The following is a 24486-nucleotide window of genomic DNA, read 5'->3' on the forward strand; positions in this document are numbered from 1 at the left end:
CACCCGGACCAGACCCCAGTTGTAGGCGAACCGCTCTGCCCCGGCATGCCGGCGCAGAGCGGCAAGCCGGACGGTGTTTGGATCGAGAGCGAACCGGTACGCCTGGAAAGTCTTCATCCGTCCGTCTCCATGGCGGCGGCGACCGCGCGGGCGGCCCGGYTSGCYGCGGCSCGACGACCRTACAGYCGGGCRCACAGCGACGTCAGGATCTCGGTGACGTCSCSSACMAGGTCGTCGTCSACCTCSSCSGRGTCGACMACSAGCAGRYGYCGGCCCTGCGCSGACAGYGCCGCCTCGACATACTCGGCGCCGAMCCGGGCAAACCGGTCCCGGTGCTCSACGACGATCGTCGWCACGKCCGGGTCSCGCAGCAGGCCGAGGAACTTCCGCCGGTGACCGTTGAGTACGGAACCGACCTCGGTAACGACCCGACCGACCGTGACACCGTTTTCGCCACACCACATCGCGACGCGGGCAACCTACCGGACAGGTCGAAGCGCTGGTCCGCTGACGACACCCGCGCGTACACCACCGCGGCAACCTGCCGGACAGGGGCGGCAGGCTCGTCGACGATCACCAGCCCGCCGACCTTACGGGCAGGGACCGGGAGGAAGCCGTCGCGGTACCAGCGGCGTGCCGTGGTGTACCCGACGCCGTTCGCAGCGGCCCACTCCTTAAGGTTCACACGGCCACTATACGGCGCCATCAGACGCCATCAGACGCCGATTCGACAACAGCTAACAACCCCAAGGRGATACGGACGACGACGCCTGCCCGACCGGTCCCGGATCCCGTGGCGCCCCCGCCGGATCGTCCGGTCCACCCAGGCGGCACCCGCCGACCCTCGACCCGTGTCGAGCCGACCGCCGGAGGGTGTCCCTGCCCGGGAAGGCCGCAGTTCGGTGACGAACCCCAGTCCCGGACCGTCACCGATCTCCAGCAGCGCGGCTCGACCACCGCCACGGGACATGAGGTCACGCCACCGCGGCCAGGCCGGTGGGGGCGCTGTGCCTCGTGATGCCGGGCCGGGTCAGTTCTCCTCGGGCCCGAAGGGATCATCGAGAAAATCGAGGAACGAGCTGTCCAGGCGACCGGGACCAAGATCGTCTTTATCGGCAACGTCCCGGTGATCCGGACTTTCCCGCAGCGACCGGGCGGTATCGTCCCGCAGTCCAATCATGAAGTCCTCGGCGAGACGCACCTGTTCCTGCAGGGATGCGAGCTTCTCCTCGGCCAGGGTAACCCAGGTTCTCAACCGTTCCCGCAGTTCCCTGCGATGATCCGGGGCAAGATCGGGCTGGCTGATCCGCTCACGCAATGTGATGAGAGAGCGCATCTCCTCGAGCGTGAACCCCAGCGGTTTCATCTTCTTGATGAGGAAAAACCGGTCGAGTGCGTCGTCGTCRTACAGCGGGAAACCACCCGAGGTGTGGCCTACCGGCGCGAGCAGGCCGGCATCCTCGTAGAAGCGGGCGGTACGCAGGGACAAGGTCACCAGGGTGGCAACGTCACCGATCCGGTAGCGGCCGTCACGGGCATCGGCGGAAGACCCGGCGCTGCTGGTTATGGACAATTCAACCCTTATCACGTGAGCATGGCGACTGGTATTCGAGTGTCAAGCGTCTCTAGTATCGGCCACTCGCAGCTACACAGGACCRGTAAAGATCTAGTAATCCACGGCCGACGCCGACCGTGACGTCGGTCACCAACGGACTCCGGTTGCTCCACAGGAGCCCGAGCGCCGGCCGCCACCCCGGATCRGTGACCATGGATTCACGAGTCCGTCATACCGTCCGATCCGCATCACCGTGCAGGCCGATGACGAAGTCCTCCGCGACYCCCGCCTGCTGCCGCAGGGTGKCCAGCTTCTCCTCAGCCAGCACGACCCAGGTATGCAGCCGCTCGCGCAGTTCGGTCCGCCGACTCTCGGAGATCGTCGAATCCGACAGCTCGTCGCGCACCGACAACAGCGACCGCATCTCCTCCAACGTGAACCCCAGCGACTTCATCTTCTTGATGACCAGCAGCCGATCGACGGCCTCGTCGTCGTACAGACGGAAGCCACCCGGCGTACGTCCGGCGGGAGTAAGCAGTCCGGCTTCCTCGTAGTACCGGACCGCGCGCAGCGAAAGCCCGACCCGCTCGGCAACCTCACCTATCTGACGGGTGTTTCCGCGGGCCGCGCGGAACGCGGAACGATCGCGACGCGTCGTGGACACCGTAACCCTTACGTTCGTGCCTCGAAGACTCGGGCTAAAATGGTTGACACTCGACTCTACGGCCTGTCCTGCGGAGACTCGAACAGAGTCCGCAACTAGGCCCCGAACCCCACACCGCCACACCGTGAGCACACTGGAAGAACAACGCCCACCCATGGCAACATCCACAACCACGCCGGCGGCGTGGACCCCTGGCGAGGCAGCGGGCAGGGTGGGGCCCAGCCCGGGTCGCCCACGTCACCCCACGTCCGCGGACTCCACTCACGTCACGGGGGCCGATCGGTCGACGCCGGGATCGTGAACCGGCAGGCTCAGTGCGGACCCCATCGCTTCGCGCCAGGGGCGGTGGGACATCGGCGGACAGGCCCCGATCGCGGGCCGGCAGAACGAGGAGACGGCTGTGCTGACCAGGATCGACCACGTCGGGATCGCGGTGGCTTCCCTCACCGAGGCCATCCCCCGCTATGAGGAGGCATTCGGTCTGGAGGTCGTGCACCAGGAGGAGAACGAGCGCCAAGGGGTGCGCGAAGCGATGCTGCTGGTCCACAGCGGCAAGACCGGGAACTCCTACGTCCAGCTGCTGGAACCGCTGCGCGAGGACAGCCCGATCGGGAAGTTCCTGGCCAAGCGGGGGCCGGGCATCCACCACATCGCCTACGGCGTCGCCGACATCGACAGCGCCCTGGCGACCCTGACCATGACCGGATTCGATCTGGTCAACAAGACTCCGGTGCACGGCACCGCCGGCAGCCGGATCGCGTTCATCCATCCCAAGGGCCTCGGAGGCGTGCTCACCGAACTCGTCGAGGCCGCCGAGGGGCACTGAGCCGGGCCGGACGACCCCGCGTCGCAGCCATCCCCTGACCGGCCCCTGTCCGGGCGGGGCAGCGAAGGCGCGGGGCGATGAATCCCCGGCGGCGCGCCCGGCGGCACCCGGCGACGGCCCCGGCCCATGGCGGATCATGGACCGGGGATCACCGGTCGCGGATCACCGGCGGCTTCTCGCGGCGGACACGTTCGCGGTCGGGACCGGATCGAGCGGGACCACCGATGAACCGTTCCACTGGTAACGCACGGTCGCACCACCCGCTGTCGGGCAGCACATCGGGTCGCTTGGCCGGTAGAGATCGTACTGGAGGGCGACGACCCGGTCGGTGGACCAGATCCAGCGGATCGTGGCGCTCGGCTGCGGCGAGTCGTAGCCGATGAACCGGCCACGATGGAAGAAGAACGCCCGCTGCGGATGCCCGTCCCCGGATGTCGACAGCAGTCCGACGATCACGCTGAGATCGTTGCTCCGGTCATAACCGCCGAGGACGATCGGCGTGTACCCCGCCGATCGGACCACCGCCGCGGCGTTGGCGATGCCCAGCGCCGGCGCGCCGGAGGTGGACGAGGCAGCGGAGGCTGTTCCGGCGATCCCGCCCATCAGGGTGAACGTACCGATCATCACTGAAACGGCAAGTCCGCGACGTAGCGCCATGAGACCTCCCAGGTTCCGTGCTGACCCGACTTCCGTGCCGACCCGGCCCAACCTAGATGCCCTCTTCGGTGGGCGCCGACCAGCTAGGGGGTATGGCCGGTATGTCGCCCGATTCGAACCGGTCAGTCCCCCGGCCGGCGGATCTGGCGGGCTCCACACCGGAACGGGCGGGAAGCCGTGCTGTCGGGGGCACTGTCGGGGGCACTAGTGTCGGTGGGTGGCGTACCCGCCGGAACCCTGGGAGCTGCGCGGTAGGATGGTCGTCTCCGTCTGGTTCGTGCCCCGCGCGGCGCTGGCCGGCGCCCTCCCCCGGGCGGTGACCGTTCTCGGCCGGGTCCCGGTGGCCACCGTCTGGGTTCGCTACGATCCGCGTGGCGTCCTCGCCTACCGTGAGGTCATGGCCGCCTTGCTGGTATGGCACAGGCGGCACCTGCGCGTGACGGTCCCGCATATCTGGGTGGACAGCCCGGCATCCCAGGTCGGCGGTCGCGCCCTGTGGGGGATTCCCAAGGAACTGGCCGTCTTCACCGAACGACCGGGCACGTCCACACGACCGGAAACGGCCGGGGACGCCGACGGCACCCACCTGCACGCCCGGGACGCCACCGGGACGATCGTCGCCGCGGCGGTAAGCCGGGGACGGCGGCTGCCGGGCAGGTGGCCGGTCCRCTTCCGCGTGGTGCAGGATCTCGACGGTCAGCCCCGGGTGAGCCCGGTGCGGCTGGCCGGGCGGCTCGCCCTGCACCGGTCACGATGGGACCCGGCGGCGGAGGGTCCGCTGGGTTTCCTCACCGGGCACCGGCCTCGGCTCACCGTCCGTCTGGACGACTTCCGGATGATTTTCGGAGCCGGAGCCGGCCGGGACGGAATCCCTCGTCCGACCCGACGTGCCCGCCGAGGGGCCTGTCGAGAGGCCCGGCCGCCCCGCCGACCGGCCTGACCCGCCCGGCCACCCGGCTGGCCCAGCCGGCCCAGCCGGCCCAGCCGCCGCCGTGCCGGAGCCGCGCCGTCACCGCGGTGACGGCGAGCGCACCCGGCGCCCGGCGGAAGGTGGTCAGGGTCGCTCCCGGCACGTGCATCCGCAGGGTGGCGACCGAGCGGGGGCGGACGAACTCGCGCAGCCCCTCCGCGCCGTGCACCCGGCCGAACCCGCTTTCGCCGCTGCCCCCGAAGGGCAGGGCGGGCATCCCGGCAAACGCCAGCACCGCGTTGACGGACACCATCCCAGCGTCGAGCCGGCTGGCGATCTCGTCTCCCCGGGACCGGGAGAAAACCGTCGCACCGAGCGCGTACGGGGTGCCGTTGGCCAGCGTGACGGCCTCGTCAACGTCGGCGACGGTCCGGACGGTGGCGACCGGCCCGAACGTCTCCTCCTGCACGGCGGGGCTGCCCTCCGGCACGTCGACCAGCACGACCGGTTCGATGAAGGTGTCCCCCACCGACTCCGTCCCGCCGATCAGGGCGGTCGCGCCGCGGGCCAGCGCGTCAGCCACGTGGCGGCGCACGATCGCCGCCTGGCCGGGCATCGTCATCGGACCGTAGGATGCGTCCCGGTCGGCACCGGGACGAACCCCGTCGAGCTCGCGGCGCAGTGCGGCGAGGAAGGGCGCGGCGACCGCCTCGGTCACGTAGATCCGCTCAACCCCGGCACAGGTCTGGCCGCCATTGGACATCGCTCCCCAGGCCGCTGCCCGCGCGGCGGCGGCCACGTCAGCGTCGTCGGCGACGATCAGCGGGTCCTTGCCGCCGCATTCGATCACCACCGGGACGAGGGACGACGCGCAGGCCGCCATGACCAGGCGGCCGGTCGCGGGCGAACCGGTAAAGGCAATCTTGTCGACCCCGGCTGTACACAGGGCGGCACCGGTCGGACCGAAGCCGGTGACCATGGTCAGGACCCCGGCCGGCGCGTCCGGATTCGCCGCGGCGAACGCCGCGACCAGGTACGCGCCCACCGCCGGGGTGTACTCGCTGGGCTTGAAGACCACCGTGTTACCGGCTGCCAGGGCATACGCGATCGAACCGCTCGGGGTGAACAGCGGATAGTTCCACGGCCCGATCACCCCGACGACCCCGAACGGGCGGTACTCGATCCGTCCGGTGTGGTTCGCCAGGAACGGGCCGGGCGACACCCGGCGGGTCCGCAGCACGCGGGCGGCGTTGCGGGCCGCCCAGCGGATGTGTTCCAACGTCAGCAGCAGCTCGATGCGGGCATCGGCGGCGGTCTTGCCGTTCTCGGCGTGCAGGAGGTCGATCAGCTCGGTCTCGTGACGGACGAGGTGCGCCGCCCAGCGCAGCAGATGGTCGCGCCGCCGTGCCGCCGCGAGCCCCGCCCACCAGCCCGCCGCCGACCGGGCGGACGCCACGGCCGCCCGCACCTGGGTCGGCTCCATCACCGGGAAGCTCGCGACCACCGCGCCGGTGGCCGGATCCGTCGACAGGAGCGTCCCGATGCCGGCCGCCGGGTAGACCGCCGGACCGACCCCCTCAGTCACCCCGGTCTCCCGGTTCGCTACGGTCTGCGGGTTCTGCGGGTTCTGCGGGTTCTGCGGGGTCGGCCGCATGGGGAGCTCCTCGCCGCGGGTGGCGGAACGTCCTTCCCTTACCCGGCGAGGATATGACCGCCACCCACAGAGAAACGAGTCCCGTCATCCTCAGATCATCCTCAGAGGAACGAGTCGCGGTACGCGGCGAACCACTCCCGTTGCCGGCGCTGATCGGCCGTCTCCTCCGCGGCGACATGGTCGAGCATCGAGGAGGGGTCCGGCGGGTCGAGGGCGAGGGTGTCCCGACGCAGATCGGCCGCGGCGACGTCGGCCCGCCGGCGGACCTCGTCGAACCAGCCGGCCTCGACCTCGGCGGCGAGCAGCCGACGGAGGCGCTCGATGGGATCCCGGRCCTGCCAGGCGGTGATCTCGTCCGGCGGCTGGTACCGAGTCGCGTCGTCGGAGGTGGTGTGCGGGGCCATCCGGTAGGTGTTGGCCTCGATGAGCACCGGGCCGCGACCGCTGCGCGCACGGTCGAGCGCCCAAGTGGTCACCGCGTGCACCGCGAGCACGTCGTTACCATCGACGCGCAGGCCGGGGAAGCCGAACCCGTCGGCCCGGCGGGCCAACCGCACCGGGGACTGCCGCCGGCTCGGCGTGGAAATCGCCCACTGATTATTCTGGCAGAAGAAGACGACGGGCGCACCGAAAMTCGCCGCCCACACGAATGCCTCGTTGGCATCACCCTGACTCATCGCACCGTCACCGAGATACACCATCACCGCCATGTCGGTATCGGTATCGGTRCCGCCGGTGCCGGTGCCGCCGGTACCGCCGGTGCCGGTGCCGGTGCCGGCTGCGCCGTCAAGGAGCACCCCCATCCCGAAACCGACGGCGTGCAGCGTCTGGGCCGCCAGAACAATCGTGTAATTAGCCATATTGTGACGGTGCGTGTCCCAGCCATCGTGACTCACTCCCCGCAGCAGCCGAATCACCTCGACCGCCGGGACACCGCGGTGCCAGGCGACCGCGTGTTCCCGGTAACTGGGGAACAGGTAATCCCGGGGACGCGCGGCCGCGGCGGATCCGACCTGCGCAGCCTCCTGYCCCCGCAGCGGGATCCACAGGACCAGCTCACCCTGACGTTGCAGGGCCGTGGCCTCCTCGTCCAGCCGGCGGGCCAGGACCATGGAGGTGTAGAATTCCATGCGCAGCTCGTGGTCGGCGAGCACCGAGAACCGAGAATCGGCGACCAGCGAACCATCGGGGGCGAGCAGTCGGATGCCGCCGTCGTTGAGTTCACCCGCCGCGGGTGAGGTGTTCTCCCCGAACGCGCCAGGAAAACGATGCGGAGCGAGACCGTCCACCGAATCCGGTTCGAGCCGCCGCATCGGCCCGCCGGTAATCAGTTCCGGATCCCGTACGACATTCATACCGAGCACCCCTCCCCACCCGAAGATCGCAGGACGTCCTACCATCGGAAACCATCGAAAAAGAGCGGTGTACCCATGCGACACTACGCGGTGCGGACGGGGTGAAAACACGGACGCGGTAACGACGAGATTCCGGCCACAGGATTCCGAGGCCGCAGAGCGATGCCGGAAGGATGACGATGCCGGGAGGATACTGACTATCGTGACGCACGTGGGCGTCGTCCGGTCCCTGCTGCTGTTCGTGGTGGCCGCGGTCACGGAGATCGGTGGTGCCTGGCTCGTGTGGCAGGGCGTGCGCGAGCACCGCGGGCCGGTCTGGGTGGGGCTCGGGATCGGGTTCCTGGCCGCCTACGGCTTCGTCGCGACCCTCCAACCGGACGCRCACTTCGGCCGGATCCTCGCCGCCTACGGCGGGGTCTTCGTCGCCGGTTCCCTGCTCTGGGGCGTGGCCGTCGACGGCTTCCGACCCGACCGCTACGACCTCGCCGGAGCCGCGATCTGCCTGCTCGGCGTCGCCGTCATCATGTACGCCCGGCGCGTGTGACGGCTGACGGCTGACGGCTGACGGCGCACAATATGGCTCATGGCGCGCACCGCGGAACGTGTACGGGTCGTGCTGGAGCGTTCCGGTGGGCTTCTCGGGCGCAGCGTGCGCCGCGGTCTGGACACGGTCGATCTCAGTGAGCAGGAGGCCGAGAACCTGCGCCGCCTGGCCCGCGAGGCGGTGCACCGCGGCGGTCTCGTGGCCACAACGGACGCCGCGGATGCCGGTCAGGTAGATTCCATCGAGGCTCGGGGTTCCACCGAGGCCCGGGAGCAGCGCGACGTCGGCGCGGACCGGTTCGTCTACACCCTGGAGATCGACCGGGCCGGGGAGCACGCGGTGCGGACGTTCTCCGAGCCGGTGCCCGACGAGGTCCGCCCGCTGCTGGCGCTGCTGCGCACCGCGCCGCTGCTGCCCGCGAGCCGTCCCTAGCGGTGTCGCTGACAGCGAGGTTGACCACCTCGCGCACCGCGGACCCAGTCGTCGACGACTGGCACCGCTTCGCCGGCCTGGACCGACCCGGCAACCACTGGGACCGTCCCAGCTGGACTCTCGGACGCCGCTGCTACCCCTGGATGCTGACGTTCGAGAACGCCGCCGAACTGCACACCCTGGCCGCGCAATGCCAGGATCGACCACGCCTGCCCGTTCTCGACCCGGTACCGTCGGAAAGAACCGGACGTTCTCCCGCTTCGGCGTGATGGCTGGACAACTCGGGCGGCAGTAGATGCCGGTGGTGGTGACGGCGGAGAAGAACGCGCCATCGAAGCGCGCGTCCCGGCTACGCAGCGCCTCGTAGCGGCTCTGGTCCGTCATCACTCCACCCACTCTCGACGAGTCCCGCCTCGCATGCTGGCGGAAATCGGACGTCGTGCCCGCAGGCGCCTGGCAAGCGCGGCCATCCCCGGAGACCACACCTATCCGTCGTTGAGTCGTCACCTCTGGTTGCGAACGCCCTCGGATCCGACCTACGGTCACATGGGTAATCGGACCACTACCCGGAGATGATCTGGCTCGACCGTACCCGCGCCCAGGCCAGGTCTCCGCCGCACGGGCGGTGCGCTCCTCCGGACCGGCCCTCCACATCTCCCATGCGGACGGGGACCACCGGATCGGCCCATCAGCAAGAGGTATCCATCAGCAGGAGGTAATCGTGGGATGGGCAGTCGGAAGCGATCCCGGCCCGACCGTCCCGGTCACCCGGATCACCCACCCGGGCGGCGTCGAACCCGGTCTGGATCTTCTCGGACTGGACTCCTTCTGCCTGCTCACCCGGCTGGGTCCGGACATCGTCCGCCGGTTGGTCGCCCTCGGCCTGCTCGACGTGCGCGTCGACCGGGCAGGGCAGTGGTGGCTGCCGATCCGCGCGGTCGGGCGGGCGGTGCGTATCGAACGGCTGCGCCGCGACCTCGGCATTACCTATGCGGCCACCGGCGTCGTGCTGGACCTGCGCGACCGCATCGACGAGCTCGAACAGCGCGGCCGGGGCCATCGCGACGGCCCCGGCCGCGATGGCCCCGGCCGTGACGGCCCCGGCGAGGAGTACCGATGAAGTTGACCAAGCTGACCGAGGGCGCCCAGGACGCGCTGAAGGCGGCCCAGACCAGGGCGATGCGATTCGGCCACACCGAGGTCGACGGGGAACATCTGCTCGCCGCGCTTGTCGAGCAGCCGGACGGGCTGGTCCCGCGCCTCATGGTCGCATCGGGTGGTACCCCACCCGCCCTCACCGGTGCGGTGGAGACGGAGCTGGAGCGCAGACCGCGGGTGTCCGGACCGGGGGTCCGACCGGGGGTCCGACCGGGCGAGGTGTACATGACGCAGCGGCTGTCCAGGGCCCTCGACGCCGCCGAACGGGAGACACACCGCCTCGGCGACGAGTACATCTCGGTCGAACACCTGCTGCTGGCCCTGCTCGAGGAGGGACCCACGACACCGGCCGGCCGGATCCTGCACGAGCAGGGTCTGACCCGGGAACGGCTGCTCATCGCGCTGACCCGGGTGYGCGGAGACCGGCGCATCATCTCCGCCTCGCCGACGGCCACGGACGACGCGCTGGAGAAGTACGGACGCGACCTCGTCGTCGACGCCCGCAACGGCCGCCTCGACCCCCTGATCGGGCGGGACGCCGAGATCCGCCGAGTGATCCAGATCCTGTCCCGCCGGACGAAGAACAATCCCGTGCTGCTCGGCGACCCCGGAGTCGGCAAGACCGCGATCGTCGAGGGCCTCGCCGACCGGATCTTCCGCGGGGACGTTCCGGACAGCCTGCGGAACAGGAGGGTGTTCCAGCTCGACCTGGGCGCGCTGGCGGCCGGGACGGCGCACCGCGGTGCGTTCGAGGAACGACTCAAGGCGGTCATGGCCCAGGTCACGGCATCCGAAGGGCGGATCCTGCTGTTCGTCGACGAACTGCACGCCGTCCTGGGGGCGGGTGCCGCCGAAGGGAAGACGGATGCCGGCAACGTGCTCAAGCCGCTGCTGATCCGCGGCGACCTGCACCTGATCGGGACGACGACACTCGAGGAGTACCGCCGGCAGATCGAGTCCGACCCCGCGTTCGCACGCCGGTTCCAGACCGTCATAATCAACGAGCCATCGGTGGCGGACACCATCTCCATCCTGCGCGGGCTGCGAGGACGGTTGGAGATCTTCCACGGGGTTCGGATCGCCGACGCGGCCCTGGTCTCGGCGGCGGTGCTGTCCCATCGGTACATCAGCGACCGTTTCCTGCCGGACAAGGCGATCGACCTCGTCGACGAGGCGGGCGCCATGCTGCGCACCGACATCGACTCGATGCCGACCGGCCTCGACGAGATCACCCGTAGGGTGGTCCGGCTGGAGATCGAGGAGGCCGCACTCGCGCAGGAATCCGATCCGGCGAGCATCGCCCGACTGGACCAGCTCCGTGGGGAACTCGCCGACGTGCGGGCCGCGGCGAACACGATGCGCGCGCGGTGGGAGGCCGAACGCCAGGCCATTCGGCGGGTCCGGGGGCTGCGGGAGGAGATCGAACAGGCCCGGCGGCGGGCCGAGGATGCCGAACGGGCACACGACCTGGGGACCGCAGCGGAGCTGCGCCACACCCGCCTGCCCGAACTGGACCGGCGGCTCGCCGACGAGTCCGAACGGCTCACCCCCCAGCGGGGCGGCCACCGGTTGCTGCGCGAGATGGTGACCGCCGACGAGATCGCCGATCTGGTCTCCCGCTGGACGGGGATCCCGGTGGCCCGGCTCCTCGAGAGGGAACGGGAGAAGCTGCGACGCCTCGACCAGGTCCTGCGCGCCCGGGTCGTCGGACAGGACGAGGCGGTGCGGCTCGTCGCCGACACGGTGCTCCGGGCCCGCGCGGGCATCGGGAACCCGCGCCGCCCGATCGGGTCATTCCTCTTCCTCGGGCCGATGGGGATCGGGAAGACCGAGTTGGCCCGGGCCCTGGCGACGGCCCTGTTCGACTCCGAGGACAGTCTGATCCGCATCGACCTGGGCGAGTACCAGGAGCGGCACAGCGTCGGCCGGCTGCTGGGCGCCCCACCCGGCCAGACCGGGCTCGTCGAGGGCGGGCAGCTCACCGAGGCGGTACGACGCAAGCCCTACGCGGTGGTGCTGTTCGACGAGATCGAGAAGGCACACGCCGACGTCCTCAACATCCTGCTGCAGGTCCTGAGCGACGGTCGGCTCACCGACGCCCGGGGACGCACCGTCGACTTCCGTGGCACCGTCGTCATCCTGACCTCCGGTGTGGGGTCCGAACGGCTCACCGGCGGTCCGGACGCCGAGGGGACAGCCGGGCCCGAGGTCCGCGTTCGGATCACGGCCGACCTGCGCCGGGCGTTCCGGCCCGAGTTCCTCCACCAGCTCGACGAGGTCGTGCTGTTCTCCCCGCTGACCCTGCCCGAGATCGAGCGGATCGTCGACCTGCTGGTGGACGACCTGCGGGCCCGATTGGCGGATCGGCGCATCACCCTGGACATCACCGAGCCGGCCCGGATGTTCATCGCCCGTCAGGGCTACGACCCGGTCCATGGCGCCCGCCCGCTGCGCCGCTACCTGCAACGCGAGGTGGAGACCCGGATCGGGCGGGAAATGATCGCCGGTGAGGTCGACGACGGTTCCGCGGTGGTCGTCGACCTCGCCGGAGACACGCTGACGGTCCGGCACGGACGGTCCGGCACGCTCAGCGGTCGCTGAACCCCGGGCGGTCGCCGAACCTCTTGCGGAGGACGACGAAGTAGAGATCTGGTCGCAGCGGCCGGCCGAACCGTTCGTCGTCGTAGGGGAACGGGCTCGTTCTGGTGGTCAGGACGTATCCGCGCCGCTGATACCAGGCGATCAGCTCGGCCCGTTGGGCGATGACCAGCAGGTCCGTCCAGGCCGCGGAGCAGGCCGTCACGGCGTGCCGTTCGGCGAGCCGCAGCAGAGTGTCGCCGAGCCCGTTGCCCTGGCGGGTCGGGCTTACCGCGAACATGCCGAAGTAGGACCCGATCAACGGTGATACATCCGGGCCACACCGCTCCGCGTCAGCCTGCCCGTGGGTGGCATACCCCGACCGGGTCACCTCGGTCGCATCGGTCACCTCGGTCGCCGCGTGCTCCGACCGGGCCGGTGGCTCGACCCGTCGTTCCACGTGGCAGCAGCCGAGGAGGGCTCCGTCCGGGTCCTGCGCGAGCAGCACCACGCTGTCCAGCGCCGCCAGTGCCGCGCCGACCGCGGCGGCGTCGGTGYGCCGCCCGGCGAGCAGGTCGGCCTCGGTGGTCCACCCCGCGCGACTGGACTCCCCCCGGTACGCGGACTCGACGAGCTCAACGATCGCCGCGACGTCGGCCTCGGTCGCACGGCGGAACGTGAGGTCGCCCGGGTAGGCATGGGAAACCGATCGCATCCTCCCCATCCTCACAGCTCCCGGGGGTAGTCCCCCGGGAATGCGAGCGAGCGCATAGCGGGTAACGGGACGGGAGAACGGGCGGACGGGGGCGTCACGGCGGCGGCGAGACGGGGAAGCAGCAGGCCCAGAGGCGCGTCGACTCGGACGGCCGCGCGGCTGTCCCCCCGAGTCGGACCCTGGTTGACGATCGCGACCGGGATGTCGAGCTCCGCCGCACGGAGCACGAACCGGTAGCCGGACATCACCGTCAGCGACGACCCGAGGATCAGCAGCGCCCTGGCCCCCTCGACCAGCCGGAGCGCCTCCGCGACACGCGGCCGCGGCACGGTCGCACCGAAGAACACCACGTCCGGTTCCAGCTCGTCACCGCCACACCGGCGGCAGCCCACCATGACGAAGGCGGCGACCATGTCGTCGGGGAGCGTGACATCGCCGTCCGGGTTGGTCTGCGCGGCGCCGACATGGAATCCGGGATTGACCGCCCGCAGACGCTGGTCGAGCTCGAGGCGAGGGCTCAYGTCGCCGCAGCCGCGACACAGCACGCGCGACAGCCTACCGTGCAAATCGATGACGCGCCGTGAGCCGGCGCGCTGGTGCAGGCCGTCAACGTTCTGCGTCACGACGCCGGTCACCAGGCCGTCCTGCTCCAACCGGGCCAGTGCCCGGTGGCCCGGGTTCGGCTCCGCCCGGGCCACCCGCCGCCACCCTGCATGGCTGCGGGCCCAGTAGCGGTRCCGGGCCGCGGGATCATCGGTGAACTCCTGGTACGTCATCGGGGTGTGACGGCGCAGTGCCCCGTTCGGACCCCGATAGTCCGGAATACCGGAGTCGGTGGAGATCCCCGCACCGGTCACCACCGCGACCCCGCCGGCCGCGACCAGCGAGCAGAGCCGGTCGAACGCCTCGCCCCCGCCACCCGCCGCCTGCTGTCGCGCACCGTCCCTCACACCGTCCATGCTGCCCGATCTACCCGTGCCCCGGATGCCCGTTCGGCGCCACCACTCCCTGCCCGTCCGGGGATGGAGCCGGGGGAAGACGTCCCGGCAGGTTGATGTTTCGGACACCGGCATCGATACGTCGTGTAGTCGTCGTAGCCGGGTGGTGTGATCAGGCTCTGAGTCGTACGGTTGCGGCGAAGCCAGCCTTCCCGAGGATGGTTACGACGATGGACGGCGAGAACGCACAGGTCGGCACCAGRCACGCCGAGTCGGGGGACGCCCGGCGCCACCCCTCCGGCTCAGTCGCTCACGGCAGGTCAGCCGCGTCGACCACGACCAGGACCACCGTCAAAACCGTCGGCATGGCCGCCGGCACGAGCGCGGGCCGACCGGCCGCGATGGAGGCTGAGCTGGCCTCGGTCCATCCCGGTCCGGCCGCGCCGGTATGTGAGGCGGCCGGGCGCATCGCCCGGTCGGAGGAGACCATCGAGGCGGAGGTCATCCGCCTCTTGCCCGGAGCCCTCGCCGTCGTCCGCACTCCCGCCGGAACGGAGGAGGTGGGCATCGCCCTGGTTGACGCCCATCCCGGTGATGCCGTGCTGGTTCACGCCGGGGAGGCGATCGCCGTTCTCTAGCTCATCCGTTCGTCCGTCCGGGCCAGACCCATCCAGGGCAGGGGGATGCAATGACGGTTCGTTCGCCGTTCAACCAGACCGCGGCGATCGCGGACGCCGAGATCTACCGCGAGGAGCCCATCCGTCCCGACCGCGCCATCACACGCGGCTYGGACCGGCGGATCGGGGTGCTGACCCCACCGTGCTATGCCCTCGCCCACCCGGAGGAGCGTTCGCACGCCCACGCGGAGTGTCTCCTGGAGTGCGGCCCCGCCGCCATCCCCGACGTCACGCTGCGAGTCCGGGTGCGCTACCTGCAGATGACGGTCCGTTTCGTGGATCGTGGCCCCGGGGACGGGGGCCGCTTTCCACCAGGCGGCCGGCCTGCGGGAGATGCCGAGCCCCGCGGCTGGGACGAGTTCGTCCCGCGCCAGGTCGACGATGTGGTGACGGTCACGGACCTGTTGGCGGCGCCTCCCGGCAGCGCGGTACCGACCGCCGCGGGGCCGCGGCGGAACTGGCTGCCCCGCCTGAGCGCGCCACGGCCAAATCCATGGGAGCTGGCCGGTCCGGCGAGCGGTGGCGTCTCGGCGGGACTCGGACCACCCCACACCGTCCGGTTCAGCGCCCCCTCCGGTCGGCGGGTGGAGACCGTGAGCGGCCACGGCGAGGCGGAACCGACCCGCATCACCTGGGACAGCTGGGCCGTGCAGGGAGAGCTGCGGTTGAACGCCGGACTGCAGACCTGGGCACATCAGACCGGGGAGACCGGAGCACATCGCCTGGTCCGGCTCCGGGCGGAACTGGTGAACACCTCGGGCTGGCATCTTCCGGCCGAGGAAGCGATGGATCACGTCTCCCTTGAGGCGCGCCGCCGGCGGCACCGGGAACAGGCAATGCGGCACTCCCTGATCGGCGCGCACCTGCTCCTCGCGACGACCGAGGGCCGATTCGTGTCCCTGGCCTCTCCCCCGGCCCGGGCCAGCGAATTCGCGAAGAACTGCGTCAACGACGGCCTCTGGCCCGCGCTCGTGACCACCGCGGACGGCCATGACACCGTGCTCGTCGCGCCGATCGTCCTTCCCGATCATCCACGGCCGGCTCCGGTGGACCACGACAGCGGCAGCTGACCGCCGGCCCGCCACCGGCCTCGGCCGATGAGCCGAGGCCGGTCGTCAGCAGCAACGGCAGCGAAAACAGTGAGCGGAACATACGCGTCGCGGGAGGACGTCAACATTGTTGATTATCTTGGATCGGACGCGGTGGCCACGTTTCTACGGCGCGTAGAATCTGCTGGGTGCGACCAGAGGCGAGGCCGACTGAGAGACGGCGCACGGCAGTCCCGGGGAGGGGCGGCACCCGGTTCGCCGACCTCACCGGTGCCGCCCACGCCACCGGTGGTACGGGCGGCACGGGGCCCACCAGCCTTGCCGCTGCGATCAGCCTGGTTGTGACGCTTGGCCTCGCAGCGGCGCTCGTCCCGGCGCTCCTGCTCGGACTGGCCACCCCCGCATCGGCGCATTCACGTCTGGTCACCACCACCCCGGTGGCGGACAGCACTCTCACCGCCCCGCCACATGAGATCATCCTGACATTCAACGAGCCGGTGTCCCCGCGCTACACGAACGTCGCCGTCACGGCGGCCGACGGCGCCGGCGTGACCGCCGGTGCCACCCGCGTCGAGGGCGGCACCGTCCACCAGGGCCTCACCGCTCTCCGCGACGGTCGCTACACGGTGGCCTATCGGGTCGTGTCCGAGGACGGTCATCCGGTCGGCGGCGAGTTCGCCTTCACCGTTGCCGGCAGCACGGCGTCCGCGGGCCAGGAGGGATCCCCGCCCCCGTCTCCGGTCACCACGACGCCGACCCCGGCAGCCACCGCGAGTCCGACCACGGGTGCCGCGCCGGCCCCGTCCGCGGCCGTCACGGCCGTCACGGCCGTCACGGCCGATACGGGACCCGCGGACGGCGGGGGCGGGAGCAGTGGCGGTGGCGGTGGCGGTGGCTGGATACTCCCTGTCGTGATCGCCGGTATCCTCACGCTCGGTGGCGGTACCTTGTTCGCCCTGCGGCGACGTCACTCCGGAGCGCGCTGACCCCATGGACACCCCCGCCGCCAGGAAAAACCCCGCCATAACGAACAACCCCACCACGCCCGCAGACCCCACCACGCCCACGGCTCCGGCCGCTCCTCCGCATGCCGCCGCTCTCACCAGGACCATCCCCGCCAGCCGCTCCCCCTCGGCTGGCGGACGGACGGCGGCGGTCGGACGGATGGCGCCCGTCGCCGTCGCGGCCGGATGCGTGGCACTGGCCCTGGTCGTCGGTTTCGGGCCAGGCCCCCTGCGGCTGCCCGGTCTGCCTTCGTCCGGCACGCTCACCTACTGGGCACTGCCGTTCGCCCATCTGGTCGGCAGGATCGCCGCCGTGGGGACGATCGGGTGGCTTCTCACGGCCGCCGTCCTTCTTCCGGCGAAACACGGTGCGGCCGGCAACGGGTCCCGGGTGGGCATCCTGTCGCCCACGGCCCGGCGGTGCGGCCGGTACGCGGCGAACGCCGCGGCTCTGTGGATGCTGGCCACCCTCGTGGAGCTGCTGTTCACCCTGTCCGAGATCTCCGCGCGCCCGGCCGGCGACGTCCTGGATGTCTCCTCGCTGCGCTCCTTCGTCTCCACCACCTCCCAGGGCCGGGCGCTACTCGTCGTGGCGGCCCTGGCTGCCGTCATCGCGGTGATCGGCCGTACAGTCACGACGACGACCGCGACCGGGGCCCTGCTCGCTGTCGCGGTCGCCGGCATCGTGCCGCCGATCCTGGTTGGCCACGCCGCTACGTCCGGCGATCATGCGATCGCCGTGGTGGCCCTCGGCGTGCACGTATTGGCGGCCACGGCATGGGTGGGTGGTCTACTCGGCCTGCTCACCGCGGTGCGGCTGCCGGCGAGCTTGTTCGGCCCGGCGCTGCGCCGGTACAGCCGGTTCGCGGCCGGGGCGGCGGCCGTCACGGCAATCAGCGGGATCGCCGGTGCGGCCCTGCGGCTCGGCGGCTTCACCCCGTTGTGGGACACCCGCTACGGCCTGCTGGTCCTGCTCAAGGCCGCGGGCCTGCTGGCCGCCGTCACGCTCGGTGGTCTGGTGCGCCGCCGGGTCGTCGCCGGGCTCACGGTGACGACGCCCACCGACCAGACCGGCACCACCGACCAGACCGGCACCACCGACCAGACCGGCACCACCGACCAGACCGGCACCACCGACCAGACCGGCACTACCGACCAGACCGGCACCACCGACCAGACCGGCACCACCGACCAGACCGGCACCGACAGGACTACCGCGGTCGCTCGTTTCCTGCGCATCGCCGGCGTGGAGCTCACCGTTCTCACGGCCACGGTCGGGTTGGCCGTCGGACTGTCACGCACGGCGCCGCCGGTGAACGACGCACTCGTTCCCGACGATCCGACCCAGACGCTGCTCGGATACCCGATGCCCCCACCGGTCACCGCCGCGCGGCTCGCCACCGACTGGCACATCGACTGGGTCTTCCTCGCCGGCGCGGTCACCGCCGCCCTGCTCTACCTCGCCGGCCTACGCCGGCTACGGGCACGCGGCGCCCACTGGCCGCTTGGGCGCACCATTGCCTGGCTCGCCGGCTTGCTCGTCGTCGTGGTCGCCACGTCAAGCGGACTCGGGCTGTACGGGCCGGTCCTGCTCAGCGTGCACATGAGCCAGCACATGCTGCTCAGCATGCTGGCCCCGCTCCCGCTGGTGCTCGGCGCGCCGGTGACTCTGGCGCTGCGGGCGATGYGGCCCGCGACGGCTCCGCACCGCACCGGACCACGCGAATGGCTGCTGAGGACGCTGCGGTCCTGGCCGGTACGCATCCTGACCCATCCGCTGCTCGTGACGGCGAACTTTGCCGGCAGCCTCTACGTGCTCTACCTCAGCTCGCTGCTGTCGACTCTCATGCACAACCATCTCGGCCACCTGTACATGAACGTGCACTTCCTGGCGGTCGGCGTGCTGTTCTTCGAGCTGCTGATCGGGACCGACCCGCTCCCCCGCCGGCTGCCGCATCCCGGCCGCGTCCTGATGCTGCTGGCGGTCGTCCCGTTCCACGCCTTCCTCGGCCTGACCATCATGAGCACGTCGGCCCTGCTCGGCTCGGGCTGGTACGACCGCCTGGTCCGGCCCTGGGGCGTCTCACCGCTCAGCGACCAGCGGACCGCCGGGGGYATCGCCTGGTCGTTCGGCGAGATTCCCACCTTCGTCGTGCTGATCGTGCTGGCCATCCAGTGGTCCCGGCTGGACGAGCGGCAGGCGCGGACCCGGGAGCGGCGCATCGCCGCCGCTGGTGACGTCGACGCCGAACTCGACGCGTACAACGCCTACCTCGCCCAGCTCGCCGCCGGCCCAGCCCGGCGCACGCCGTCCGCGGCCACCACCACCTCGACAGCCACCACCACCTCGACAGCCACCACCACCTCGACAGCCACCACCTCACGCACGACCTCGCCCACCCCCGGAGACGAGACCAACGCTGAGGCCGAAACCTCCGGATAAGCAGGCCGGGGAGAAACCCCGGCTACGGCGTCGGCCGCGGGCCGTCGGGACCGGATGCCGCGGCCCTCCCGCCCGGACGGACGACCGCCCCCGGACGGACGACCGCCGCGGACCGCGGGCCGTCGGCAGGCGCACCCTCGGCACGCACCGCGGGCAGGGTCCGCACGTTGCTCTGCGGAACCGACGGGCGGCGCGCCGTTTCCAGGTCCACCCGCGCGGCCACCGCCGTCAGTTGACGGCGGGTGATCACCCACACGAGTTCGAGCAGGACCGCCGCCGCCACGGCGATGCCGACCGCCGTCCACGGCCCGGTCGTCCCCACCAGGGAGAGCTGGAAGAACTCCTGGCCGGAGGGGATAGCCAGGACCAGCGCGAACGCGACCGCCATGGTCAGCACGAGCGCGATGCGCCACCAGGTGTACGGACGGGCGACGATCGCCAGTGCCCACAGCGCGACTCCGAACAGCGTCAGCGTCGCYATCGAGGTTTCGGCCTCCAGGTCATGACCATAGAAATGCGACCGGGCCAGCAGGTAGGACGTCATCGTCGCCGCGGCGGCGAGCAACCCGGTGGGAAGGGCGAAGCGCAGCACCCGACCGACGAAGTCCGGCTGCGCCCGCTCGGTGTTCGGTGCCAGCGCCAGGAAGAACGACGGGATGCCGATCGTCAGCGACCCGACAAGCGTGAGATGCCGAGGGAGGAACGGGTACGGCACCTGCGTGATCACAACCACGATCGCGAGCAGGACCGAGTAGACGGTCTTGGTCAGAAACAGGTTCGCGACCCGTTCGATGTTGCCGATGACCCTCCGTCCCTCGGAGACCACAGACGGCAACGTCGCGAAGCTGTTATTCAGCAGCACGATCTGGGCGACCGCGCGGGTCGCCTGACTGCCGGATCCCATCGACACGCCGATGTCGGCGTCCTTGAGCGCCAGGACGTCGTTGACGCCGTCGCCGGTCATCGCGACGATGTGCCCCCGCGACTGCAACGCCGCGACCATCTCCCGCTTCTGCTGCGGGCTGACCCGCCCGAAGATCGAGTGGCTCTCCAGGGCGTCGGCGAGCGCGGCCCGGTCGGTCGGCAGCGTGCGGGCGTCAACGGGATCGTCGGCGCCGGGCAGCCCCAGCGTGCGGGCGACCGCGCCGACCGACAGCGCGTTGTCCCCCGAGAGAATCTTGGCGGCGACGTTCTGCTCGGCGAAGTACCGCAGGGTATCCGGGGCATCCGCCCGCAGCCGCTGGGCGATGACCACGAGCGCCACCGGGACGACGCCGGCCGGCACCGTCGCCGGGTCCGCCAGCGCGTCCGCCAGCGACGCGCCGAACCGGGCGAGCAGCAGCACCCGCAGGCCCTGCGCCCCGTACTCGTCCACGGTGGCGAGCACCCGGTCACCGGCCGCCAGCAGCACGTCGGGCGCGCCGAGCAGCCAGGTGCCCTCGGTCCCGCCCACGGCGGCGAGGGTCGCGCCGCTCCACTTGCGCGCCGAGGAGAACGGCGCGTCCGCCCGCACCTGCCAGCCCGGCGGGGCGGGATAGGCATCGATGATCGCCTGCATGCTCGGATTCGGCCGGCTGTCGGCCGCGCCGAGGGCGCCGAGCACGCTCGGCACGAGGGTGCCCGGCGCTGCGGCCACGCCTGCCCCAACGGCGGCGCCGGTGCCCGGCTCGACGATCCGCAGCTCCACGACGTCCATCGCAGCCTCGGTGAGGGTGCCGGTCTTGTCCAGACAGACGACGTCGACGCGGGCCAGCCCCTCGATCGCGGGCAGTTCCTGCACCAGGCACTGCCGCCGGCCCAGCCGTACCACGCCGACCGCGAAGGCGACCGACGTAAGCAACACCAAGCCCTCCGGCACCATCGGCACGAGTCCGGCGACCATCCGGCGGATGGCCTCGGGCAGGTCGTCGTCGTTAACGACCACCTGGCTGACGATCAGCGCGATGCCGGCCGGAATAATCATCCAGGTGACGACCCGCAGAATGGTGCTGATGCCGCCCCGCAGCTCGGAGCGCACCAGGGTGAACCGGCTCGCCTCCTCGGCGAGCCGGGCCGCGTAGGCTTCGCGGCCAACCCGGGTCGCCCGGAACGCCCCCGACCCCGCGACGACGAAGCTGCCCGACATGACGATGTCACCGGGCTGCTTGTGCACCGGATCCGCCTCGCCGGTGAGCAGCGACTCGTCGACCTCCAGGTGATCGGCCGTCAGGACCAGACCATCGACGGGAATCTTGTCGCCGGCGCCGAGCTCAATCACGTCGTCCAGCACGATCTCGGCGGCGGGGAGCTCGCGGGTGACACCGTCACGCCGCACGACGGGCCGGGACTCCCCCACCACGGCGAGCCGGTCCAGGGTGCGCTTCGCCCGCAGCTCCTGGAACAGGCCGACCAGGGTGTTCACAATGATCACGCCGCCGAACAGGGCGTCCTGGAATGGACCGACGATGGCGACGAAGACCAGTAGAACACCGATGATCGCGTTGATCCGGGTGAGGACGTTCGCACGGATGATGTCGCGCAGCGAGCGACTGGAGCGGACCGGCACGTCGTTGACGCGGCCGTCCGCGAGGCGTTCGGCGACCTCGGCGGCGGTCAACCCAGCGGCGGATCGACCGATCGCGATGGGTCCGGACCCGGCCCCGGCGGCGGACGCGGAATCGCTGGGAGGCGCCGGGTTCCGGTCGTCGAGCCGTCCCGGAGACAGCCGCGCTCCCGCGGCCCYTCGCCGAACCATGGTGTCCCTCCACGCTCCGTCGCGGCCGCTGCCGGAGGCTTGGCAGCGGAATCGTTATCGGTTTCCCGACCGACCTCGGGCGGGTCTCGGACTCGTTTGGATATGTCCCGTAGATGCCTCCACCGTCTGCACACGCGGACCGCCGACCCTCACCGTAGTTGACGGCCGTAGGCGCGTGGGTCGCGCCTGGGGGCTCCCCGCCCGTTCAGCCCGGGGGGGCACCGGCGTCGGGGCTGAGGGCACCCCCGACCAGCAGGGAGAACAGCAGCAGCCCCAGCCCCACGCGATACAGCACGAAGGGCGCGAAACTGYGCGTCGAGATGTACCGCAGGAACCATGCGATCGCGGCGTAGCCGGTGACGAACGCCACGAATGTGGCGAGGATCGTCGGGCCCCAGGCGACGTCGGCATCCTTCCCACCGATGGAACGCAGCTCGAAGACCCCGGACGCCAGCACCGCCGGCATCGCCAGCAGGAAGGAGTACCGGGCCGCAGCCTCGCGAGTATAGCCGAGAAGCAGGCCCCCGCTGATCGTCGCACCGGACCGGGAGACGCCGGGGATCAGCGCGGCAGACTGAGCGAGACCATAGAGGAGCCCGTCACGCACCGACAAGTCCTCAAGCACCTTGCGCGGGCGGAGCGGCGAATGACGACCCTGCGGCCGCCCCTTCGAGGCGTACCAGTCCGCGCCGCCCAGGATCAGGCCGAGCACGATCAGCGTCGTGGCAATCAGCCGCAGGTCGCGGAACGGACCCTCGATGGCGTCCTGCAGCGTCACCCCGAGCAGGCCGATCGGAAGGGTGCCGAGGATGACCAGCCAGCCCGTCCGGGCGTCGGGGTCCTTACGCATCTCCCGGCGGGTGAGCGAGCGCGCCCACGCCGCCACGATGCGGGCGATGTCCCTGCGGAAGTAGATCAGCACGGCGGTCTCGGTGCCGATCTGGGTCACGGCGGTGAACGCGGCGCCCGGGTCCTCCCAGCCGGCGAGCGCGGCAGCGATGCGCAGGTGGGCGCTGGACGAGACCGGGAGAAACTCGGTGAGCCCCTGAACGAGACCGAGGACCGTTCCCTCGAAGAAGTTCATCGACGCGCCGACCTGGCCCACGAGCCAGACGAGTCCGGTTCATCCGGTCCATCCGGTCCGTTCAGCCCGTCCGGCGAGGCCGCCGGGTCCGGAGGCCACGCCGAACGACGATTGGTCTGCCGGCTCCGCGCCCGGCCTGTTCGCGTCATCCACGCATACCCGACCACGGCTTCACCGTAGCGAAGGGTGAAATGCGGGCGGATGCTGGGTGACGGCGTCCCCGCCTTCTCCGATCCTCCGACCTGGTCCGATCGACCTGGTCCGATCGACCTGGTCCGATCGGGGTTCGGCCGGATCGGGCCGAGTCCACCCCGCAGCAGGCCCCCACATGGGCTGACCTGGYGGTTCGTCRGACAGTCACGGACCGCGACAAACGAGCGGGTTCACCCTCTGGCCATACAACCGAACGGAATCGCTCACTTTCTGTTCATCTGCGACCCGCACCGTGTCACCCGGAAGTACAGACCGCCCGCCTCGTGGCGGTCTGGCGCGCCCCGACCAGGGTCGGGGCGCGACACGGTACGCCTGGGAGGTTACACGATGAGTCACCTGCTCGCGAATGTGATCATTGAAGTGGTCGGAACGGCCGTGATCCTGCTTCTGACCGGTCTGGTGCGACGCTGGCTGGGCCAACCGGCCGCTCGCCCCGCCTGATCCGACCCAACCCGACCTGATCCAAACCGACCCAACCCGACCTGATCCGACCCGACCTGCCCCGCCGCCGGTCCGGCCCGTCCTGGACATCCGGGACCAGTGCCGGCCGGACGGACGACACGATCAGTCATGCGGCCTGGAGGTCCGGGACGCGGTTCTGGAGGGCTGCGTACCACCGTCCGGATTGTCCCGAAAATCGGGATCTCCCACGTGGGCGAACGGTAAGGCGACCGAATCACGGTAACAAGTCGGCGTCGCACCATACAGCCGTTTGAATTCTCGACAGAAGTGACTCGTGTCCGCAAAACCCCAACGGCTGGCGATCGCCTGAATGGAGCATGATCCCTCGATCAGGTCCCGGCGGGCTCGTGCGAGTCGCTGGGAGCGGACGACGGCGCTGTAGCTGTTTCCTGTCGCGGCGAAGCTGCGCTGCAGCGTGCGGACAGACACACACTGCGCAGCGGCCGCCGCGGCGGCGCTGACGTCGCGGTGGCCAAGGTTTCGAGCTATCCAGCGTTCCACTGCGAGCCGCAGCGCTTCCCCAGTGATCGCACTCGTGAACGTGGCCTCGGGGCGCACCGCCGCGGCCACCAGCTCCAATGCCGCGTTGCGGGCCGCCGTTATGGTGGGGGCGGGAACCTCGTGCGGGAGGCCGGCAAGTGATGCGACATAGCTGCGCAACAACCTAATCGCGGGAGCGTTCACATCCACCACGAGGTCGGCTTCCAACCACGGGCTCTCCAAGACCTCTTCCAGCGCCACTGAGGAGTGAATTGCTGGACCGCGGAGGGGCTGGTTCCGGGCATGCGGGAAGGCGCTGGGAGCCGGGCTTCCAACGCTGGTCTTATCGGTATTC

21 protein-coding genes and 3 pseudogenes are annotated in these 24486 nt (G+C 70.7%); 11 read left to right on the forward strand and 13 right to left on the reverse strand.

What is annotated here, in order from left to right; genetic code table 11:
* The 4 genes and pseudogenes from KBI5_RS17970 to KBI5_RS17985 form a co-directional block, all read right to left on the reverse strand.
* Positions 1-117: helix-turn-helix domain-containing protein (locus tag KBI5_RS17970; protein WP_157858582.1), on the reverse strand; the 117-nt coding region annotated here is incomplete at its 3' end.
* Positions 114-685: pseudogene (locus tag KBI5_RS17975) on the reverse strand (IS607 family transposase). The pseudogene KBI5_RS17975 and the gene KBI5_RS17970, both read right to left, overlap by 4 nt.
* 345 nt (positions 686-1030) lie before the next feature.
* Positions 1031-1573: a MerR family transcriptional regulator gene (locus KBI5_RS17980; protein WP_011437168.1), complete on the reverse strand. Its 543-nt coding sequence runs from the start codon at positions 1571-1573 to the stop codon at positions 1031-1033.
* A 211-nt stretch (positions 1574-1784) separates the two neighbouring features.
* Positions 1785-2219, reverse strand: a complete 435-nt coding sequence (locus KBI5_RS17985; RefSeq protein ID WP_085015907.1) for a MerR family transcriptional regulator — start codon at positions 2217-2219, stop codon at positions 1785-1787.
* 400 nt (positions 2220-2619) lie between these two features.
* On the opposite strand from KBI5_RS17985, the gene mce reads away from it, so the two are divergent.
* Positions 2620-3045, forward strand: a complete 426-nt coding sequence (mce, locus tag KBI5_RS17990) for a methylmalonyl-CoA epimerase (protein ID WP_011437170.1) — start codon at positions 2620-2622, stop codon at positions 3043-3045.
* 162 nt (positions 3046-3207) lie between these two features.
* On the opposite strand, the gene KBI5_RS17995 is transcribed toward mce, so the two are convergent.
* The gene (locus tag KBI5_RS17995; protein WP_023840746.1) at positions 3208-3702 is read right to left on the reverse strand and encodes an LppP/LprE family lipoprotein; all 495 of its coding nucleotides are present in this window, start codon (positions 3700-3702) and stop codon (positions 3208-3210) included.
* A 217-nt stretch (positions 3703-3919) separates the two neighbouring features.
* Between KBI5_RS17995 and KBI5_RS28020 the strand changes: the two are divergent.
* Positions 3920-4399: pseudogene (locus KBI5_RS28020) on the forward strand (acetoacetate decarboxylase family protein); the annotation flags it as partial.
* Positions 4400-4511: 112 nt separating this feature from the next.
* Here KBI5_RS28020 and KBI5_RS18005 read toward each other — a convergent pair.
* Positions 4512-6266, reverse strand: a complete 1755-nt coding sequence (locus KBI5_RS18005; protein ID WP_043590902.1) for an aldehyde dehydrogenase family protein — start codon at positions 6264-6266, stop codon at positions 4512-4514.
* 101 nt (positions 6267-6367) lie between these two features.
* Positions 6368-7621 carry a thiamine pyrophosphate-dependent enzyme gene (locus KBI5_RS18010; RefSeq protein WP_085015908.1) on the reverse strand — a complete coding sequence of 418 codons (1254 nt, stop codon included), beginning with the start codon at positions 7619-7621 and terminating at the stop codon, positions 6368-6370.
* 211 nt (positions 7622-7832) lie between these two features.
* Here KBI5_RS18010 and KBI5_RS18015 point away from each other — a divergent pair, with 211 nt between their 5' ends.
* The 3 genes from KBI5_RS18015 to KBI5_RS18025 are packed head-to-tail and all read left to right on the forward strand — an operon-like array spanning position 7833 to position 8866.
* Complete coding sequence (locus KBI5_RS18015) at positions 7833-8165, forward strand: YnfA family protein (protein ID WP_035910726.1); 333 nt, start codon at positions 7833-7835, stop codon at positions 8163-8165.
* 39 nt (positions 8166-8204) lie between these two features.
* On the forward strand, positions 8205-8597 hold the full coding sequence (locus KBI5_RS18020; RefSeq protein WP_023840748.1) for a protealysin inhibitor emfourin: 393 nt from the start codon (positions 8205-8207) through the stop codon (positions 8595-8597).
* Between the two features lie 20 nt (positions 8598-8617).
* Positions 8618-8866: a hypothetical protein gene (locus tag KBI5_RS18025; RefSeq protein WP_235463024.1), complete on the forward strand. Its 249-nt coding sequence runs from the start codon at positions 8618-8620 to the stop codon at positions 8864-8866.
* On the opposite strand, the pseudogene KBI5_RS18030 reads toward KBI5_RS18025, so the two are convergent.
* Positions 8829-8981: pseudogene (locus tag KBI5_RS18030) on the reverse strand (Ada metal-binding domain-containing protein); the annotation flags it as partial. The gene KBI5_RS18025 and the pseudogene KBI5_RS18030 overlap by 38 nt on opposite strands.
* Before the next feature lie 388 nt (positions 8982-9369).
* On the opposite strand from KBI5_RS18030, the gene KBI5_RS18035 reads away from it, so the two are divergent.
* Positions 9370-9717, forward strand: coding sequence for a chaperone modulator CbpM (locus tag KBI5_RS18035; RefSeq protein WP_049761093.1), 348 nt, complete (start codon positions 9370-9372; stop codon positions 9715-9717).
* Positions 9714-12356, forward strand: a complete 2643-nt coding sequence (locus tag KBI5_RS18040; RefSeq protein ID WP_085015909.1) for an AAA family ATPase — start codon at positions 9714-9716, stop codon at positions 12354-12356. Before KBI5_RS18035 ends, KBI5_RS18040 begins: the two co-directional genes overlap by 4 nt.
* Here the strand turns inward: KBI5_RS18040 and KBI5_RS18045 are convergent.
* Together KBI5_RS18045 and KBI5_RS18050 are read right to left on the reverse strand one after the other, a co-directional pair.
* Entirely contained in the window at positions 12343-13047 is a 705-nt protein-coding gene (locus KBI5_RS18045; RefSeq protein ID WP_347272518.1) for a GNAT family N-acetyltransferase, read from the reverse strand. The genes KBI5_RS18040 and KBI5_RS18045 overlap by 14 nt on opposite strands.
* 11 nt (positions 13048-13058) lie before the next feature.
* Positions 13059-14006: an NAD-dependent protein deacetylase gene (locus tag KBI5_RS18050; RefSeq protein ID WP_085015911.1), complete on the reverse strand. Its 948-nt coding sequence runs from the start codon at positions 14004-14006 to the stop codon at positions 13059-13061.
* A gap of 209 nt (positions 14007-14215) precedes the next feature.
* Here KBI5_RS18050 and KBI5_RS18055 point away from each other — a divergent pair, with 209 nt between their 5' ends.
* The 4 genes from KBI5_RS18055 to KBI5_RS18070 all read left to right on the forward strand — a co-directional run bounded on the left by KBI5_RS18055 (position 14216) and on the right by KBI5_RS18070 (position 19158).
* Positions 14216-14623, forward strand: a complete 408-nt coding sequence (locus KBI5_RS18055) for a hypothetical protein (protein WP_043590903.1) — start codon at positions 14216-14218, stop codon at positions 14621-14623.
* A 50-nt stretch (positions 14624-14673) separates the two neighbouring features.
* Complete coding sequence (locus tag KBI5_RS18060) at positions 14674-15732, forward strand: hypothetical protein (protein WP_085015912.1); 1059 nt, start codon at positions 14674-14676, stop codon at positions 15730-15732.
* A 167-nt stretch (positions 15733-15899) separates the two neighbouring features.
* The gene (locus KBI5_RS18065) at positions 15900-16697 is read left to right on the forward strand and encodes a copper resistance CopC family protein (protein ID WP_011437182.1); all 798 of its coding nucleotides are present in this window, start codon (positions 15900-15902) and stop codon (positions 16695-16697) included.
* Between the two features lie 178 nt (positions 16698-16875).
* On the forward strand, positions 16876-19158 hold the full coding sequence (locus tag KBI5_RS18070; protein ID WP_085015913.1) for a cytochrome c oxidase assembly protein: 2283 nt from the start codon (positions 16876-16878) through the stop codon (positions 19156-19158).
* 22 nt (positions 19159-19180) lie between these two features.
* Here KBI5_RS18070 and KBI5_RS18075 read toward each other — a convergent pair whose 3' ends face one another.
* The 3 genes from KBI5_RS18075 to KBI5_RS18090 all read right to left on the reverse strand — a co-directional run.
* Entirely contained in the window at positions 19181-21892 is a 2712-nt protein-coding gene (locus KBI5_RS18075; protein ID WP_085015914.1) for an HAD-IC family P-type ATPase, read from the reverse strand.
* 205 nt (positions 21893-22097) lie between these two features.
* The gene (locus tag KBI5_RS18080) at positions 22098-22976 is read right to left on the reverse strand and encodes an undecaprenyl-diphosphate phosphatase (protein ID WP_085015917.1); all 879 of its coding nucleotides are present in this window, start codon (positions 22974-22976) and stop codon (positions 22098-22100) included.
* A 777-nt stretch (positions 22977-23753) separates the two neighbouring features.
* On the reverse strand, positions 23754-24486 hold a 733-nt coding region (locus KBI5_RS18090; protein WP_133057074.1), incomplete at its 5' end, for a helix-turn-helix transcriptional regulator.

The sequence above is a fragment of the Frankia sp. KB5 genome, assembly GCF_002099325.1.
GTDB classification, from domain to species: domain Bacteria; phylum Actinomycetota; class Actinomycetes; order Frankiales; family Frankiaceae; genus Frankia; species Frankia casuarinae.